Annotated in this window: 17 protein-coding genes; 5 read left to right on the forward strand and 12 right to left on the reverse strand. The window is 38.9% G+C overall.

Annotated elements, in window-relative coordinates:
• Nucleotides 1-16: 16 nt before the first annotated feature.
• The 8 genes from leuB to ACQKNC_RS00415 all read right to left on the reverse strand — a co-directional run bounded on the left by leuB (nt 17) and on the right by ACQKNC_RS00415 (nt 11,210).
• Nucleotides 17-1,117 carry a 3-isopropylmalate dehydrogenase gene (leuB, locus tag ACQKNC_RS00380; RefSeq protein WP_427422936.1) on the reverse strand — a complete coding sequence of 367 codons (1,101 nt, stop codon included), beginning with the start codon at nt 1,115-1,117 and terminating at the stop codon, nt 17-19.
• A 177-nt stretch (nt 1,118-1,294) separates the two neighbouring features.
• The gene (locus ACQKNC_RS00385; protein ID WP_427422937.1) at nt 1,295-2,833 is read right to left on the reverse strand and encodes a 2-isopropylmalate synthase; all 1,539 of its coding nucleotides are present in this window, start codon (nt 2,831-2,833) and stop codon (nt 1,295-1,297) included.
• Nucleotides 2,820-3,854, reverse strand: coding sequence for a ketol-acid reductoisomerase (gene ilvC, locus ACQKNC_RS00390; RefSeq protein ID WP_427422938.1), 1,035 nt, complete (start codon nt 3,852-3,854; stop codon nt 2,820-2,822). Before ilvC ends, ACQKNC_RS00385 begins: the two co-directional genes overlap by 14 nt.
• Nucleotides 3,855-3,955: 101 nt before the next feature.
• Nucleotides 3,956-4,471: an acetolactate synthase small subunit gene (gene ilvN, locus ACQKNC_RS00395; RefSeq protein ID WP_049664470.1), complete on the reverse strand. Its 516-nt coding sequence runs from the start codon at nt 4,469-4,471 to the stop codon at nt 3,956-3,958.
• Nucleotides 4,468-6,234, reverse strand: a complete 1,767-nt coding sequence (gene ilvB, locus ACQKNC_RS00400) for a biosynthetic-type acetolactate synthase large subunit (protein ID WP_427422939.1) — start codon at nt 6,232-6,234, stop codon at nt 4,468-4,470. The genes ilvN and ilvB overlap by 4 nt, the downstream gene beginning before the upstream one ends.
• A gap of 463 nt (nt 6,235-6,697) precedes the next feature.
• Entirely contained in the window at nt 6,698-8,368 is a 1,671-nt protein-coding gene (gene ilvD / locus ACQKNC_RS00405) for a dihydroxy-acid dehydratase (RefSeq protein ID WP_427422940.1), read from the reverse strand.
• 356 nt (nt 8,369-8,724) lie between these two features.
• Complete coding sequence (locus ACQKNC_RS00410; protein ID WP_427422941.1) at nt 8,725-10,047, reverse strand: D-arabinono-1,4-lactone oxidase; 1,323 nt, start codon at nt 10,045-10,047, stop codon at nt 8,725-8,727.
• Nucleotides 10,035-11,210 (reverse strand): amino acid deaminase/aldolase, encoded by a 1,176-nt coding sequence (locus tag ACQKNC_RS00415; protein WP_427422942.1) that lies wholly within the window; start codon nt 11,208-11,210, stop codon nt 10,035-10,037. Before ACQKNC_RS00415 ends, ACQKNC_RS00410 begins: the two co-directional genes overlap by 13 nt.
• A gap of 417 nt (nt 11,211-11,627) precedes the next feature.
• On the opposite strand from ACQKNC_RS00415, the gene ACQKNC_RS00420 reads away from it, so the two are divergent.
• The gene (locus tag ACQKNC_RS00420) at nt 11,628-12,176 is read left to right on the forward strand and encodes a cysteine hydrolase family protein (RefSeq protein WP_427422943.1); all 549 of its coding nucleotides are present in this window, start codon (nt 11,628-11,630) and stop codon (nt 12,174-12,176) included.
• 115 nt (nt 12,177-12,291) lie between these two features.
• The gene (locus ACQKNC_RS00425; protein WP_053595582.1) at nt 12,292-12,549 is read left to right on the forward strand and encodes a GlsB/YeaQ/YmgE family stress response membrane protein; all 258 of its coding nucleotides are present in this window, start codon (nt 12,292-12,294) and stop codon (nt 12,547-12,549) included.
• Nucleotides 12,550-12,796: 247 nt separating this feature from the next.
• Here the strand turns inward: ACQKNC_RS00425 and ACQKNC_RS00430 are convergent, their stop codons facing one another.
• The gene (locus tag ACQKNC_RS00430; protein WP_427422944.1) at nt 12,797-13,492 is read right to left on the reverse strand and encodes a lytic transglycosylase domain-containing protein; all 696 of its coding nucleotides are present in this window, start codon (nt 13,490-13,492) and stop codon (nt 12,797-12,799) included.
• Between the two features lie 167 nt (nt 13,493-13,659).
• On the opposite strand from ACQKNC_RS00430, the gene mscL reads away from it, so the two are divergent.
• Nucleotides 13,660-14,049, forward strand: coding sequence for a large conductance mechanosensitive channel protein MscL (gene mscL / locus ACQKNC_RS00435; RefSeq protein ID WP_370044391.1), 390 nt, complete (start codon nt 13,660-13,662; stop codon nt 14,047-14,049).
• Nucleotides 14,050-14,180: 131 nt separating this feature from the next.
• Here mscL and ACQKNC_RS00440 read toward each other — a convergent pair whose 3' ends face one another.
• Both ACQKNC_RS00440 and ACQKNC_RS00445 read right to left on the reverse strand, forming a co-directional pair.
• Nucleotides 14,181-14,528, reverse strand: a complete 348-nt coding sequence (locus tag ACQKNC_RS00440) for a hypothetical protein (protein ID WP_427422945.1) — start codon at nt 14,526-14,528, stop codon at nt 14,181-14,183.
• Between the two features lie 445 nt (nt 14,529-14,973).
• The gene (locus ACQKNC_RS00445) at nt 14,974-15,189 is read right to left on the reverse strand and encodes a hypothetical protein (protein WP_427422946.1); all 216 of its coding nucleotides are present in this window, start codon (nt 15,187-15,189) and stop codon (nt 14,974-14,976) included.
• A 189-nt stretch (nt 15,190-15,378) separates the two neighbouring features.
• Between ACQKNC_RS00445 and ACQKNC_RS00450 the strand changes: the two genes are divergently transcribed.
• Nucleotides 15,379-16,494: a methionine biosynthesis PLP-dependent protein gene (locus ACQKNC_RS00450; RefSeq protein WP_427422947.1), complete on the forward strand. Its 1,116-nt coding sequence runs from the start codon at nt 15,379-15,381 to the stop codon at nt 16,492-16,494.
• A gap of 2 nt (nt 16,495-16,496) precedes the next feature.
• Entirely contained in the window at nt 16,497-17,660 is a 1,164-nt protein-coding gene (locus tag ACQKNC_RS00455; protein WP_427422948.1) for an aminotransferase class I/II-fold pyridoxal phosphate-dependent enzyme, read from the forward strand.
• A 59-nt stretch (nt 17,661-17,719) separates the two neighbouring features.
• On the opposite strand, the gene ACQKNC_RS00460 is transcribed toward ACQKNC_RS00455, so the two are convergent.
• Nucleotides 17,720-18,148 carry an NUDIX hydrolase gene (locus ACQKNC_RS00460; protein WP_427422949.1) on the reverse strand — a complete coding sequence of 143 codons (429 nt, stop codon included), beginning with the start codon at nt 18,146-18,148 and terminating at the stop codon, nt 17,720-17,722.
• Nucleotides 18,149-18,194 lie beyond the last annotated feature (46 nt).

Raw genomic sequence — 18,194 nt, forward strand, 5'->3', positions numbered from 1 at the left:
CATCTTCACCTATTTCTTAAATGTATGTTGTCATAATGCTTTCTGAAACAAAACTTGTATCAATCTCGTTAATAACTTTATCTGTCCATTCATTCGTCGAAAGTATACGACCGCCATCACGGACAAGATCTGCTGTGAAATAGCCATCATCAAATACTGCACTTACAGCACGTTCGATTTCTGCTGCCTCTTCCTTTAAGCCAAATGAATATTGTAGCATCATGGCAACTGAAAGAATTGTTGCTGCTGGATTTGCTACACCTTGGCCTGCAATTTCTGGTGCTGAGCCATGTACTGGTTCATATAGACCAAAATTATCTCCACGAATGGATGCAGATGGTAATACGCCTAAAGAGCCTGTTATAACAGATGCTTCATCACTTAAAATATCTCCAAACATATTTTCAGTAACTACCACATCATAATGACTAGGATTTGTAATTAATTTCATTGCAACTGAGTCTACTAAATTGTGCTCCACTTGCACATCTGGATACTCTTTTTTCTTCGCTTCTACAACTTCACGCCATAAACGACTTGTTTCTAGTACATTTGCTTTATCAACAGAGCATAATTTGCCTCCACGTAAACGTGCTAATTCAAAGGCATTTTCAACGATACGCTCGACTTCTGCAGTTGAGTAAACAGTTGTATCAATCGCGCCATTCTCAGTACGCATACGTGGTTCCCCGAAGTATACGCCGCCTGTTAATTCACGTACAATCATTAAATCGACGTTTTCGGCTACTTCACGCTTTAATGGTGAAGCATCTAGTAAACTCGGGAACGCCTTTACTGGACGTAGATTTGCGAATAAGTCAAAGTGTTTGCGAATACGTAATAATCCTTTTTCTGGACGTAATTCAGGTGGGTTATTATCCCATTTCGGACCACCAACGGCTCCAAGTAAAACTGCGTCACTATTTTCACACATCTCAATTGTTTCATCTGGTAGTGGATTATTGTGTTGGTCGATGGCAGCGCCTCCGATTGTCGCATAACCTAAATGGAATGTATGGTTGAATCGCTTACCAATTACCTGTAATACACGTACAGCAGAAGCAACAACCTCTGGCCCAATTCCGTCACCAGGAAGTACTGTAATTTTTTTCTCCATCGTCAAAACACCTTTCTTTGTATAGCGTTGAACTACGCTATTTTAGTAAGACTCTCACCTATTTGAATAGGTGAGGTCATCAATATTACGACTGACTACACGCTTTTGGGATGTGAATTTGCTGACCCATTGCACTACCATCAATATCTGCGACATTCACAGAAGCTTGATGATCCATTAACTTACAGGCTGTGCACGAAGGCTTGCTTGAATTAAATGACGGTTGATGGCATTTAAATAAGCTTTTGCAGAAGCTTCTAAAACATCTTGTGATGAGTTTCGCCCGGTTGCTGATACACCATCATAGCGGATATTAATCACGGCTTCACCTAGTGCATCTCGTCCCTTACCAACAGACTTAACTCGGTAATCAATCACATGAATGTCTCCTTGTACAAGTTGCTCAAGCGTATTGAAAATGGCTTCCACTGAGCCTGAACCTGTTGCAACAACTGTCTTCTCTAGACCTTCTGGCGTTAAAACAATTGCTGTTGCTGTTGGTATATTTTCTGTACCATATTGCACCTGTACCATCTTCAGTTCATAGAGTGGAACATCTTCTATTTGAACTTGTTGCTCTGTAAGAAGCGTTAGTAAATCTTCTTCCGTAATTTCTTTTTTACGGTCAGCAAGCTTTTTAAATTCAGTAAATGCTTTATTTAGTTTTTCATCAGAAAGGTTAAAGCCCATTGTTTCTGCTCGGTCACGGAATGCTGCGCGACCTGAGTGTTTACCAAGAACGAGCGGTACCTCCCCTTCACCGATTAGGGCAGGTGAAATAATCTCGTACGTTTCTGGATTTTTCAACACACCATCTTGGTGAATACCTGATTCGTGTGCAAATGCGTTTTTACCAACAATAGCTTTATTCGGCTGAATAACAACATTTGTCAATTTACTGACTAATTGAGATGTACGTTTAATTTCTTGTAAATGAATACCTGTTTCAACAGGGTATATATCTTTACGGATATGAAGGGCAACTGCGATTTCTTCAAGCGCAACATTTCCAGCGCGCTCCCCGATGCCGTTAATCGTACCCTCAACTTGTGAGGCACCATTTTCAATGGCTGCAATTGTGTTAGCGGTTGCCATACCTAAGTCATCATGGCAATGTGCAGAGAATTTTACCTTGTCAGCACCTTTTACGTTTTCAAGTAAGAATTTAAATAATGCACCATATTCTTGTGGCGATGCATATCCTACTGTGTCAGGTACATTAATGGTTGTCGCACCCGCCGCAACAACTTCATTCATAATGCGTACTAAAAATTCACGATCTGAGCGGAATGCATCTTCAGCAGACCATTGTACAAGCGGAAAGAATTTTTTTGCATATTTTACGGCTTCAACCGCTTGTTCTACCACTTGATCAGGTGATTTTTTTAGCTTGTATTCCATATGAATTGGGGAAGTTGCTAGGAAAATATGAATGTGCGGTTGCTCTGCCACTTTAATTGCTTCCCACGTTGTGTCAATATCTTTTTGTACACAGCGAGCTAAGCCTGTTACGATAGAGTTTTTCACTGTCCCTGCAATACGATTTACCGCATCAAAGTCACCGGGTGACGAAGCAGGAAAACCTGCTTCTATAATTGTCACTCCTAGGCGCTCCAATTGCTTGGCGATTTCAATCTTCTCTGCTGTATTTAGATTAATACCAGCAGATTGTTCGCCGTCACGAAGGGTTGTATCGAAAATATCAATTTTTCGCACTTGCAGCCACTTCTCTCACGACTTTTTCTTTACCTTCGTTAATGAATGGCATCATAGCACGTAATTTAGCACCAACTTCTTCGATTTGATGGTTAGCACCATCTTCTTTGAATTTTGTATATTCAGGACGACCGTTTTCGTTTTCTTGAATCCAACGGCGAGCGAATGTACCATCTTGAATATCCGTTAATACATCTTTCATACGAGCTTTTACTGAGTCATCGATAATGCGTGGTCCTGCAACATAGTCACCCCACTCTGCTGTATCTGATACTGAGTAACGCATTGTTGCCATACCACCTTCAAACATTAGGTCAACAATTAATTTTAGTTCGTGAAGTGTTTCAAAGTATGCTAACTCTGGTTGGTATCCTGCTTCTACTAAAGTTTCGAAACCTGCTCTTACTAATTGTGTAGCACCGCCACAAAGTACAGCTTGCTCACCGAATAAGTCAGTTTCCGTTTCTTCTTTGAATGTTGTTTCAAGTAAACCGCCACGAGCTGCACCGATTCCTTTACCGTATGCAAGAGCTAAATCTTTTGCTTGACCAGTTGCATCTTGATGAATTGCGAATAACCCTGGTACACCAGCACCTTCTTGGAATTGACGACGAACTAAGTGTCCTGGACCTTTCGGAGCAACTAGGAATACGTCCACATCTGCTGGTGGTGTAATTTGACCGAAGTGAATGTTGAAGCCGTGTGCAAACATAAGTGCTTTACCCGCTTCAAGATGTGGAGCAATTTCTGCCTCATATACAGCTTTTTGACGCTCATCTGGAAGTAAAATTTGGATAACATTTGCTTCTTGTGCTGCTTCTGCAACAGTTTTTACATCTAATCCATCCGCTTTTGCTGCATCGAAAGATCCGCCTGGGCGAACTCCTACTACTACATCGAATCCTGATTCTTTAAGGTTCAAAGCATGTGCGTGACCTTGTGAACCATAACCGATGATTGCGATTTTTTTCCCTTTTAATACTTCCTCGTTGATGTTTTGTTCATAGTACATAGTAGCCATTGTTTGTTTCCTCCTAATATTTGGGTTTGTTTTTTTCAACTTCGGATGCTAGCAAACCAACGAAGGGCTATGCATTCAAAGCTATCAATTTTATATGCAAACTATTTTAAAATAGAGAGCTGCGTATTTGAGATTTTTTGTGTTTCACGAACAGATGCAGTAGCCCCCGTACGTGTTAATTCTTTAATGCCATAAGGTCGAATTAGCTCAATAAAGGCATCAATCTTATCTGGATCTCCTACTACTTGATATGTGACAACATTTTTCGCTGTATCGATAATTTGTGGACGGAATGGTTCAACAATTGAGTTCATTTCCAGTCGTAAATTTGGTGGTGAAATTACCTTTACAAGCGCAAGCTCGCGTAGCACGATTGATTTATCTGTAATATCATTGACCTTTAACACATCAATTTGCTTTGATAGTTGCTTCACCAGCTGTTCAATTTTACGCTCATCCTCTACGTTTACAACAAAGGTCATTTTCGAAAAGTTTGGCTGTTCAGTATGACCAACTGTGATTGATTCAATATTGAATTGACGCTTCATAAGTAAACCTGTTACACGGTTTAACACACCGCTCTGGTTAATCACTGTTACTGTAATTACTCGTTTCAATTCTTTTTCACCCCAATCATTTCATGTAAACCTTTGCCTGGTGCTACCATTGGATACACACATTCAAGCTGTTTAACACGACAATCAATTAACACTGGCTCATCAGAAAGTAGTGCCTCTCGGAAAATACATTCCGCTTCGTCGATTGTGTTAATTCGATAGCCCTTAAGACCGTATGCATCAGCTAATTTAACAAAATCTGGTTGGATAGGCATTAATGAAGATGAATAACGCTCCTCATAGAATGTTTCTTGCCATTGGCGTACCATTCCTAGACAGCTATTATTTAAAATCACCACTTTTACTGGTAAGTTGAACTCTTGTAGCAGAGATAGTTCTTGTGCAGTCATTTGGAACCCTGCATCTCCTACAATGGATACAACTTTTTTGTCTGGCTTCGCAAACTGGGCGCCAATTGCAGCTGGGAAGCCGAAGCCCATCGTACCAAGTCCACCAGACGTTACCCATCCATGATCATTGTTTAGGCGATAATATTGTGCAGCCCACATTTGATGCTGACCAACATCTGTAGTGACAATTGCGTCACCTTCTGTGATTTTATGCACAAGCTCTAATGCTTCCTGCGGTAAAATTTCTTTGTCCCCTGGCTCCTTGCTGTACCATAATGGATATTTCTTTGTATGGTTATTTAACAATGCTAGCCATTCTGTTGTTTCTGGACCCTCGAATTCTTTTTTCAATAGTGCTTTTAATGCTTCTTTAGCATCTGCAACGATTGGAATATCTGTCGGAACGTTTTTTCCAATTTCCGCTGGATCAATATCGATGTGTACGATTGTTGCATTTGGAGCAAATGTTGCCAAATTACCAGTTAAACGGTCATCAAAGCGAGCTCCGATATTCAACAATAAATCTGATTTTGTAATAGCTATGTTCGCTGTTGCAGTCCCATGCATTCCTGCCATACCGATGAATAATTCATGCTCTCCATGGATTGAACCAAGTCCTAATAAAGTGTTTGCTACTGGAATTTGGTATCTTTCAGCGAATGCTGTTAACTCTTCCTTGGCATCTGCAAAGAGTACACCAGCCCCAGCTAAAATGACTGGATTTTTAGCCAATGAAATCGCCTGAATGGCCTTTTGAATTTGTAAATAATTCGGTTTGTATGTTGGTTGATAACCTGGTAAATAAATTTCATCAGGAGCCTGTGGCGGATTCTCCACATCAAATAACATTTGAGAAACGTTTTTAGGGAAATCCACTACAACAGGGCCCTTTCGACCAGTGCTTGCAATATGAAATGCCTCTTTAACAATACGCGGGATATCATTAACGTCCTGCACCTGATAGTTGTGCTTTGTAATTGGTGTCGTTATTCCCATAATGTCCGCTTCTTGGAAAGCATCTGTACCAATTACAGACGTTGCAACTTGACCTGTGAATATAACTAATGGGATGGAATCAATCATCGCATCAGCAATACCAGTTACTAAGTTTGTTGCCCCCGGACCGCTTGTTGCAATAACAACACCAGTTTTATTTGAAACACGTGCATAACCTTCCGCTGCATGGATTGCACCTTGTTCATGTCTTGTTAAAATATGACGAATCGGATTTTTATACATTGCATCATAGATTGGCAGTACCGCTCCACCCGGGTAACCAAAAACAATTTCAACACCTTGGTCATGCAGTGCTTGCACTAATACGTCAGCACCATCTTTTGCTTGATAGGTTTGTTCAGCTTTTACTGCTGTTACTAATTCTTCTTTCTCGTTGATAGAAACATTCGTACTCATCAAATTTGCCTCCTTCTTATCATTCAATTTCACATCAGTAATGCGCATCATTGAAGTATTACAAGCTGGTTATCTCATTGAAAAGAGATGACAGACTATTTCTTACGCCGTAAAAAAATAAAAAGCCTTTTTCTCCACACGCAAAGAATTACCTTACGTAGGGATGAAAAAGACTTTCCATGGTACCACCCTTTTTTATAGCAAATAATTGCTACCTCGTGAATAAATATAAGCATTTATGCACCAATGCGAATCATTCGCATCCAATATGGTGTCATAAATTATTTATTCATTAATAACGAGCACTTTCGATTATGCCCGGAGCTATCTAATGGCGATCACGCGTTTAATAGCCCACTCAGAGGGGATGTCGGATCTAGTTGTATCGCCGGCTTCCAGCACGACCGGCTCTCTGGTAAATACAAGGCTCTAGAACCTTTAACCTCATCAACGCTTTAACTTTTTAAATTTTCATAACGCCACCTGTAGAGGCGTTTGTTACTAATTTTGAATATCTTGCTAGCCAACCGCGCTTAATTTTCGGTTCAAATTCCGGTAGTTGTGCACGACGTTCAGCTAATACTTTATCTGAAACTTCTAAATTTATAGTACGATTTGGTAGATCAATTGTAATAATGTCACCATTCTCTACTAAAGCGATTGGACCGCCTTCTGCTGCCTCTGGTGAAATATGTCCGATTGAAATACCACGAGATGCACCTGAGAAACGTCCATCTGTGATTAACGCAACTTTTGTGCCAAGACCGCGACCTTGAATCGCAGACGTTGGTGCAAGCATTTCAGGCATCCCTGGGCCGCCTTTTGGTCCTTCGTAACGAATGACGACTACATGGCCCTCTTGAACAGTCCCGTTATCGATATTCTCTTGTGCCGCTTCTTGTGAATCAAAGACGATTGCTTCGCCTCTGAATACTTTGATAGAAGGGTCTACAGCTCCTACTTTAATAACAGAACCTTCTGGCGCGATATTACCAAATAACACCGATAAACCACCAACTGGACTATACGGATTGTCTTTCGTACGAATAACTTCATCATTTGTAATATGATAATCTTTTACAAGTTCACCCATTGTCAGTCCTGCAACTGTTGGTCGATCTGGGTGAATGGCTCCTGGAATAGACGCTAATTCATTAATAATGGCACTAACGCCACCCGCTTTATTAATATCATCCATTGAAATATCTGAAGCAGGCATAATTTTTGCTAGATATGGAACACGTTCTGCAACTTTATTAATATCTTCAATGTTATAATCGATTTCAGCTTCATTGGCGATTGCTAATGTATGGAGGACTGTATTTGTCGAGCCACCCATCGCCATATCAAGTGCAAATGCATCATCAATTGCTTCTTTAGTAATAATGTCACGAGGCTTGATATCCTCTTTAACCATACGGACTAATTGTTTAGCAGCCTCTTTAATAAGCTTATGGCGCTCTTCAGAAGTAGCGACGATTGTTCCATTACCTGGTAAAGCTACTCCTAGCATTTCCATTAAGCAGTTCATAGAGTTTGCTGTAAACATCCCTGAACATGAACCACATGTTGGGCATGCATTGTTTTCAATATCTAACAGCTCTTCAGCTGACATATTGCCTGATTTATGAGCCCCTACACCTTCAAAAACTGAAGTTAATGAAAGTTGCTTGCCAGTAGCAGAAGTACCAGCCTCCATTGGACCACCAGATACGAAGATAGATGGTACGTTAGTACGAACTGCTGCCATTAACATTCCCGGTGTGATTTTGTCACAGTTAGGAATATAGAATACTCCATCGAACCAGTGTGCATTAATTACTGTTTCAGCAGAGTCTGCGATAATTTCACGACTCGGTAAAGAGTAACGCATACCAATGTGCCCCATTGCAATTCCATCATCTACACCGATTGTATTAAATTCGAATGGAATACCACCCGCTTCAATAATGGCTTCTTTTACAACATCAGCAAATGTACGTAAATGAACGTGACCTGGTATAATGTCGATGTAAGAATTACAAACCCCAATAAATGGCTTGCCTAAATCTTTTGCTTTTACTTTGCCTGTTGCATATAAAAGACTTCGATGTGGCGCTCGATCTACGCCTACTTTAATCATGTCACTTCTCATTTTAAACGCCCCTCATTTATTGCTATGTTCGTTGCTATATACGAAATGTTCTGTCTATTTCGTTTTTGCGTATATGTTAATCTCCTAGAAGATAACTAACTGCTGTAACGAACGTGTTAAATTGTTGTAATCATAGTACGAAAAAAAGGTCTCGTCAACAGTATTTTTTGAATTGTTTAAACAATTTAAATAATCCGCAAAATTTGAAATCGTTTTCATGCTGATTAAGCATTGCTTTTATCTCGTTTTGATAAATATTTTGACATTTCGTTCAAATTTTAATTTTTTTAATAATCTATCAATAATATTTCAAAATCCTTCAACTGTAAGTAAACAGCTAATTAATGAGATAGCGCTTACAATGTAATTAATTTTCTTAAATACCCAGTTAAAAACACATTATCAGGATCATATTGACTTTGAATTGCTAAAAATTTTTCGATATCTGGGTATAGCTCATAAACATATTTAGCAGTTAAATGACTCAGCTTGCCCCAATGTGGTCGTCCCTTATATTTCTTCATCATCGTATGGACCCATTCAAAATAAGGCTCTTCCGGCATTCCTTTATACATGTGAAAGGCAATAAACGCTGACTCTTGCCCTTGAGTAGGACTTAAAAAACCTGCTTCCCCTGCTGACGTACGACATTCTAACGGGAAATGTACATCAAAAATTCCACTTTTAAAGGTTGCGTGGATCTCCTCCATACATGCATCAAACTGGGTTAATGGAATAGCATATTCACTTTCTTGGAACTTTACGCTACGTGGAGACGGATAAATTTCATAGCTAATCCCTGTTTTCTCCCCTTCAACTACATTGGCTGATGCTAATTTACTCATAGCGCCACTGAACGAAGGTTTCCATTTACATAGCTCTGACATTGCAAAAAAAGCACCGTTTTCTACTATTTGAAGTTTCAATGTTTCTATTCTCTTACTCCAATCACTCTGATAAACAGGCGCTATAGCATTCATGCGCTTCACTTGAATTGTTTCGCTCCCTGGGAAATAAAACCACTCAACATGTCGATGCTGTCGAATATCTTCAGCAAATATCCTCAGCCCATTCGCTAAAGTTTCTCTTGTGCTCACATAATGTAAGCTGTAAAGAGGTATTATCTTAATCGTTACCTTCACAAGCACACCCAACAAACCTAGCGAAACATGCAAAGCTTCAGATAAATCATCCATTCCTCTCACATGCTCCCTATAAGTACCTGTACCATCTACAAAACCCCATCTTGTTACAGCTGAGGATAACGAACCAAGTGTTATACCTGTTCCATGGGTACCCGTTGACACTGCTCCTGCAATCGTTTGCTCTTGAATATCGCCCATATTTATAAGGGCAAATCCATGCTTCGCAAGCAACGGTCCTATTTCATATAAATACGTTCCACCCCAAAGTGTCGCCTCTTGCTGCTCTTCATTTACAGCTATGAGCCCACGCATATTATGTAAAGAAAGTGCTATATGCTCAGGCATTGCAACAGCGCTAAAGGAGTGAGCTGCACCTGTGACACGAATCGTTTTTTCTGATTCACGTGCATGCTTCACGATATTCGTAACCTCTTCAATTGATCGAGGTAAGTACATCTCCGACGGAAAAGAGATTACATTACCAGCCCAGTTTGTCCACTTCTCGCCATTTTTCCATTTATCTATAGAAAACATTGATCATCCCCCCTATAGGTTGAATAAGCTCCTACATACTTGTCCCCTCTAATGCCATGTAATTCTTGAAATCTTTCACAAAGTTCACCAGCCTTTGCATGTCGAAAATATAGCGTGTCTCCTACGTTAACTTTTTTACGCTTTACCTTTACCGGTGTCTGAACTTCTCCTGCCCCTTCTAGGCTAAGATATGAAAAGAAGGTTGGCTCATAGAATACTGGTAATCGATCGGCACCAATTGCCCCAGATGCCGTATAACCTCCACCATGACAAACAACAATATTTTTTTCTGGCTTTCTTGTTACACTTAAAGCAAATCCAGCTGCCTTTTCTAGCTGTAGATGTGTAAATTGGTCAAATAAGGCTGGAGCATAAAATGCAGAGCCAACTGTAATTTCTGATACTTCCTTCTGTTGTGCCGTGTACGCCATACTTCCTGAACCACCACCATTTACAAAGTGCAAGCTTGGAAAATACGCTTTTATATGCGCGATTGCTAATCTACGAAACTGAGTAACTTGCTTTTTAGCTTGCAATTGCATTACTTCAATTAGTCTTCCTTTTACAGCATTGGCTGGTCGATTACCAACTCCTGCAATTTGTGCCTCATAGCCCATCGCTCCAACTACCTCAATAAATGCTTGATTTTTAATAAATTCGAGGAAAGGTGTAAGTGACTCAAGTGAATGAAGCGAAGAGCGTTTTGTACCAAAATAAAGCAGCTTAAAATCATTAGATACATTAATATCAATACATACTTGCACACGGACACCTAGCTCTTGCCCTAGCTCCGCTAAAAATCTGACATGTTCCCGCTTATCCACCATAAAAGTGACAGTTTTCCCCGCCCTTACAAAGTCCAATAACTGACGAACAGCAACTTCTTCCATCACGGGATATCCTAGTAGTAAATTATCAAATTGCTGTTGAAGTAAAAATATTGTTTCTGCTGCTGTAAACGTCATAAATCCCGTCACATTGAGGAGATTTTGTTGTAAATAGCGTAATATTTCCACAGAACGAACTGATTTTGTCGCAATGCGAATATTTTTCTCCCCACAAGAGTCATGTACAGTTGTAATATTCTGATCTAGTGCATCAAAGTCCAACCAAGCAAATGGACGCTCTAGTTCATGGAACGCTCGATCAAATCTAGTGGTCATGCTATCACTCCTTTGTTTACGCCATTGTCTTTATTATTCATTATAAAAATTCTATTTAGACAATAAAAAAACAACCGTGGACATGCAATCAATTTTGCCTTCACGGTTGTTTTAATAGTAGACAAGCATTTAACTCACCTTTCTATATTTTTAAGAGATTACGAGGAAAATATGAAATCCGCTGCTAAATTTAGTAACACTAGCAGATGCAAGCCTGCAATAAGTAATCCTTGGCGATTTAAACGTTTCATAGCTGTCATATTCATATAGACCACTCTCCTTTTTTTCACATTATACTCCCAGAAAAATCAATTTTCAAACTATTCTTAATATTAAATTTGAATCATTTTTCTGACAAACAGGCCCAAATATGGCATGATAAAGAGTGATATTATACCTATAGGGAGAGTGAAAAGGTTGAAAAAGGCTTTATTAGTAATTGATTATACGTATGATTTTGTCGCTACTGACGGAAAACTAACATGTGGAGAGCCCGGTCAAATGTTAGATAAGAAAATCTCATCCTTAATTCAAAAATTTATTGCTGAAAACGAATTTGTTGTTTTTGCGAATGATCTACATGAGAAAAATGATTCATTCCATCCTGAAACAAAGCTATTTCCTCCTCATAATATTCGCAATACTAAAGGACGCCATTTATATGGGCAAGTTGGTGAAATTTATAACCTTCACAAAGATAAAGTATTGTGGCTCGATAAAACTCGTTATAGTGCATTTGTCGGAACCAATTTATCGATTTTATTGAATGAACGAGGTATCAAGGAAATTCATTTAGTCGGCGTTTGCACAGATATTTGCATTTTACATACAGCTGTTGATGCTTATAATTTGGGCATTTCAACGGTAGTTTATGCAGATGGTGTTGCAAGTTTTGATGCTGTGGGTCATGAATGGGCATTACGTCATTTTGAACATACATTAGGCGCAACAGTTGTTAAATCATAAAAACCTAAGCGTGAATTTGTAATAATTACTAAAGAAGCAAGACGCGTTTAATATACTCCAATCAGGGCATAACTAAGTAATCGCCATTATATCTTAATTTAAGGAGATGAAAAAAATGATTAGCTTCATTTGGTATTTAATCATCGGCGGAGTTTTAGGTTGGTTAGCTGGCGTTATTTTAGGTAAAGATGTACCTGGCGGCATCATCGGAAATATCGTTGCAGGGATTGTCGGTTCTTGGATTGGTAGTATGGTTCTTGGCAACTGGGGTTGGAGAGTTAGTAATTTTTACGTATTCCCGGCATTAATTGGTGCTGTAGTGCTGATCTTCATTGTAAGCATTATTTTAAAAAGTATGCGTAAAGCAACCTAAATATGTAATAAAGAGCCATCATTTTTTGATGGCTCTTTACATATATTTTTGAAATATAAAATGATCAAGGGAATATTTTGAGGTGGCAACGTTTTACATGAGTTTGTCGAGTCCTTTTCGCATGTAAATATCCATTCGAATTTCCTTTTTACAACAACAAATAATTTAAATTACATACCGGGAAATCAACCCTATGTTTTGCCAAATTACAATATTTTATTAAAGAGCCATCTTTTTTGATGGTATTTTACTTTTCTTTATAAACGACTGCTTCCTTTAGTTCATCATGATAGTCATTATACAAATTGAAATAATATAACACCTTTTCAACATATTTATCACTGTGATTGTACTTAAAAACAGCTTGCTTTATATGACCATCTGCTGCACCATTTTTCGATAAATAATTCGCGGCACTAAATATAGCGTCCTCAATATCATAAGGATCTGCTATGCCGTCTCCATTAGCATCTACTCCAAATCCACCATATTTTTTAATCGTTTCTGGATCCATTAATTCAGCCTTCGATATATTCCCTTTTCCTAACCCCGAGCAGGAAGGATGTTTCCAACCAACAAATGTACAAGGCATAAACTGCATAGGACCTTCTGCCCCGGCTGATGAAACGAGCGATTTCATTGAGGAGAAGCGTGTTTCTATTCGATGATGGGCGGCAAGTAAAGTCCAAGGCACACCGTATTTTTCTTCTGCTGCCACATAGATGGGAATATATTTCTCAGGAATATTCATATCAAAATTTTGTTGAATTTCTTCTATTGCTATTTGCTGTGCTAATTTTTCAAATATAGGTAACGTCTGTAGTTCCTTCCACGCAAAAAAAGCGAAAACAATAACAGTTATCGCTATTGGTATTAATAAAGCTATCATGCCTAATTGAGAAGAAGGCGATAGCATCGGTTTTTTCTTCTTTTTATTCGCCATATGTCACACCTAATCTTTTATTCTTTTTCTATATTACCAAAATTTCTGTTTGTATAGCAGTTTTTTTAGAATATATTTACACTACTTTAATAGTTGAAAAGGAAGGGAAAAATATAGTAAAATATAATTCGATTATTTTATATGGATAATAATAGGAGGAATTTATTTTGTGGAAAGACTTTAAAGAATTTGCTATGAAAGGCAATATTGTCGATCTAGCAGTGGCAGTTGTAATTGGTGGTGCTTTCGGTAAAATTGTTACCTCCTTAGTTGCAAATATTATAATGCCATTAGTAGGTGTCTTAACTGGTGGTATTGATTTAACAGAAAGCTTTGTGTTTGGCTCAGGAGATGCGAAAGTTAAATTAGGAGAATTTTTACAGTCGATCATTGACTTTTTAATAATTGCATTTGCAATTTTCATGGCATTACGAATAATGACCAAGCTTTCTCGTAAAAAAGAAGAGGCTGTTGTGGAAGAACCAGCGCCAGAATTGGATGCTAAAGAAGAGCTACTGAAAGAAATTCGAGATTTATTAAAAAAAGAACAAGCTTAAAAATAAGAATCTGTCTAATTTCCCTTGGATAAACCGAGAAAATAGGCAGATTCTTTTTGTTCAATAGACTTATTCCTTTATGGGCGCAAATTCCATGGTTCAAACACGCCCACATGTTTTTCCGGTATTTCTTATTTTATAGCATCAATAATTCCATGTGCAATTTCATTATTTGTTAGCCATCTTGAGGAGTTCTTACCTTCTATGATAAACCCCAGTTTTACCTCTCGATAAATTATATTAGAAAGTAAATAACTTTTTGTACGGTCATTATTTATGTAAGAGCTACTCCCTTTTATATGATAGAAAATCACATTTTTTGTGTTAGGAATTGCTTGGAAAAGTGACTCCCAAATTCTTTTATCAGAACCATGAATCCAAGCAATTATTCCATCAATTGATCCCTTAGTTTGCTGTGACTCTATTAATGCTAATTTAAAGCTATTGTAATTCGTATATTCAACTATTAAAGGAAACAATTTCGAAGCATTTTTAGCATCATTTATCAGGTGTGTTGATTAACCATTTTTATCTACCTCAATTGATTTGAAGGCTCTGATTTCCGCTACGGGCTACTCGCTTTGTTGCTGTCGCTTCGCTTTCGCACAGATAAAACATTTGTTGCTGTCGCTTCGCTTTCGCACAGATAAAACATTTGTTGCTGTCGCTTCGCTTTCGCACAGATAAAACATTTGTTGCTGTCGCTTCGCTTTCGCACAGATAAAACATTTGTCGCTGACGCTTCGCTTTCGCGCAGAGCAAGGCTTCCTGCGGGCGAGTGTCGAGCCGCTTCCTCCGCTAAAGGAACGAAGGCTAAGTTCGTCACGTCCTGTGACAATGCCTTCGTGACCAACATCGTGTTGGCCTCAGGGTCTCGTCTGTCTCGCTTTCCCGCGGAGTCGATTAGCCCTACGCTACAATCAGTTAAAATGGGAATATATTAGCAAAATAGCAACAAAAAATCCTTTTATCCCTCAATAATAAACCTATTTTTCCCAATCCACACGCCTGATCATTTATCAAACTTTGCATTTTCTTTTGTTGTCTCCCGATAACGGTTACATGATTCTCTTGCTGTAGAAGCCATATAGAAACATCCTTTAGCATTCCTGTTCCACCTATTACTAGCCAATTCTTCATTTACCCCTCCTCCTTTTTACATATCCTACTATTCCTAGGCGATTTCCTATAAATAATATCATCAATTTTCTGAAATTATCTTGTTCTTCTTTAGTATACATGTTAAATTGGTAACAATTATTTAGAATATGGGGAAAAGAAAGTCTAATTAACTCCCCCCTTTATTATGATGAAGAAAAGAGTGACGACATGACAAACAGCAGAAGTATTGGAACAAAACTTGTACAACTTGGGAATATAAGTGATCCGAGAACAGGCGCTGTCAGCCCCCCAATCCATTTATCGACAGCTTACAAACATACAGGTATCGGAGAATCCACTGGTTTTGATTATACACGTACAAAAAATCCAACTCGTGCTCTATTAGAAGCAGGAATTGCTGATTTAGAGGGCGGAGATGCGGGCTTTGCCTGTAGCTCTGGGATGGCAGCTATTCAATTAGTTCTATCCTTATTTAAGCCTGGTGATGAATTAGTGGTGCCTGATGATTTATATGGTGGTACATATCGACTTTTTAATTTCTTTGAAGACACATATAATATTAAGCCTGTCTACTCAAAGTTTGAAACAGTTGAACAGGTAGAAGCATTAATCAACGATAATACGCGTGCTCTATTTATTGAAACGCCAACAAACCCGCTTATGCAGGAATTTGATTTGCAAGTATATGCAGAATTAGCTCACAAGCATGGGGCATGGTTAATTGTCGATAACACGTTTTATACACCATATTTCCAACGTCCAATCGAATTAGGTGCAGACATTGTCATTCATTCGGCGACTAAATATATTGGCGGACATAATGATGTGTTAGCTGGTTTAGTTGTCGCTAAAGGTGCTGAATTAGCAGAACGTATTGGCTTTATTCATAATGGTAGCGGTATGGTATTAGGAGCGATGGATTCCTGGTTACTTATTCGCGGATTAAAAACAATGCATCTTCGATTAAAGCAGCACGACGCGAATGCCAAAGCCATTGCCGCATTTTTAGAGGAAGAAGAGCTTGTGACAGATGTGCTATACACAGGAAAAGGTGGTATGCTATCATTCCGCTTGGAAAAGGCTGAATGGGTTGACCCATTCCTACGAAACTTAAAGCTAATTACTTTTGCTGAAAGCCTTGGCGGTGTTGAAAGCTTTATTACGTATCCTGCTACTCAAACACATGCAGACATGCCTTATGAGGAGCGTATTGAACGTGGTGTATGTGACCGATTACTCCGCTTCTCTATTGGAGTTGAAGAGGCTGAGGATTTAATTGAGGATTTAAAACAAGTATTCGATATCCTTAGAAAAGAGGCTTAAAGATGAAGCAGCATATTGAAACAAGCCTAATACACGCAGGTGTTCGTGACGGCTATGAAAATAAAAAAGGTGCAGTCAATGTACCTATGTATTTATCATCTACTTTCCATCAGGAGAGTATTGATGAATTCGGCGAATATGATTATGCACGTTCTGGCAACCCTACGCGTGAGGCATTGGAAAAAGCTGTAGCAGAGCTTGAAGGTGGCGTACGAGCCCATGCATTTTCTTCTGGAATTGCCGCTGTATCTGCAGCATTAATGCTATTATCTCAGGGGGATCATATTGTCATTACGGAGGATGTTTACGGAGGAACATACCGCTTCGTCTCTAAGATTTTACCACGCTTCGGCATTAGCTATACCTTCGTTGATTTCTCAGATTTAGCAGCGATTGAAGCAGCCATTAAACCAGCTACAAAACTGCTCTATATGGAAACACCGTCGAATCCGACACTTGGTATCACAGATATTCGCGGAGTAGTAACACTTGCCAAGCAGCATAAATGCTTAACGTTTTTAGACAATACTTTTATGACACCTTTACATCAACGTCCACTTGAACTAGGTGTCGATGTTGTTATTCATAGTGCTACAAAATTTTTATCTGGACACTCAGATATTATCGCGGGATTGACAGTAACTGCTGACGAAAAGATTGGTCAGGAGCTATACTTTATCCAAAATTCATTCGGTAATATATTAGGTGTACAGGACTGCTTTACTCTTTTACAAAATATCAAAACAACAGATGTGCGTTTTAGTCGTTCTGCTGAGTCGGCACAAAAGATTGCGGAGTTTTTAGCTGCTAATCCCCTAGTTGAGCAAGTTTACTACCCGGGGCTTGCATCACATCCTGGCTATGAGATTCATCATAGTCAGTCTACGAGTGCAGGTGCAGTACTATCCTTCCGCCTACCAAGCTATGAAACTGCAAAAGCACTTGTAGAAGCAATTAAAATTCCAGTTTTCGCTGTCTCTCTTGGTGGCGTTGAATCAATTTTATCCTACCCTGTTAAAATGAGTCATGCAGCAATGGAGCCTGAAGAGCGTGCAAAACGAGGTATTACTGACGGACTATTACGTTTTTCAGTAGGACTTGAACATGTGGACGATCTGATCGCCGATTTTGCACAAGCATTAGAGGTTGCCTCAAAGGCTATATAAAACACAACCGCGTTTCTAATTATAGAAACGCGGTTTTATTTTTATATATAATTTCTCAATCAGTTGTTCACACGAGCTAGCACTCGATATAAATAATCTCCATGTCCCTTTGCAAGTGTTACTTCTTGTTCATCTGTTATCCAGTAAAATGAAAACACAAAACCTGACTCGTTTAAACCTGTAGGACAATGCTGCCATGCATCTCGTTTTTCCTTTGTAGTTAAATGATAAAAATAACGTTTTTGCAGAACCCCTGAATGATGATTAAAATAATCTTGGGCAATTAACCCCTTAACTGTTAAATCGACTAAACCTGTCTCCTCAAACATCTCTCGGGTTACAGCCTCTAGTGGTGTTTCCCCTTCCTCAACCGTGCCTTTAGGAATTTGAATCCCTGCTCCTTCTGTATTTTGCTCAAATACTAGCACTTGTAACTGACCTTCATGCTCTCTCGTAATATAGCCAAATGCCTTCTCAACAACTTGCATGAAGTCATCCCCCTTTTTACATGATTAAAAGTTACAATAAATAGTC

The sequence above is a fragment of the Lysinibacillus sp. NPDC094177 genome (assembly GCF_050279145.1).
Taxonomy (GTDB): domain Bacteria; phylum Bacillota; class Bacilli; order Bacillales_A; family Planococcaceae; genus Lysinibacillus.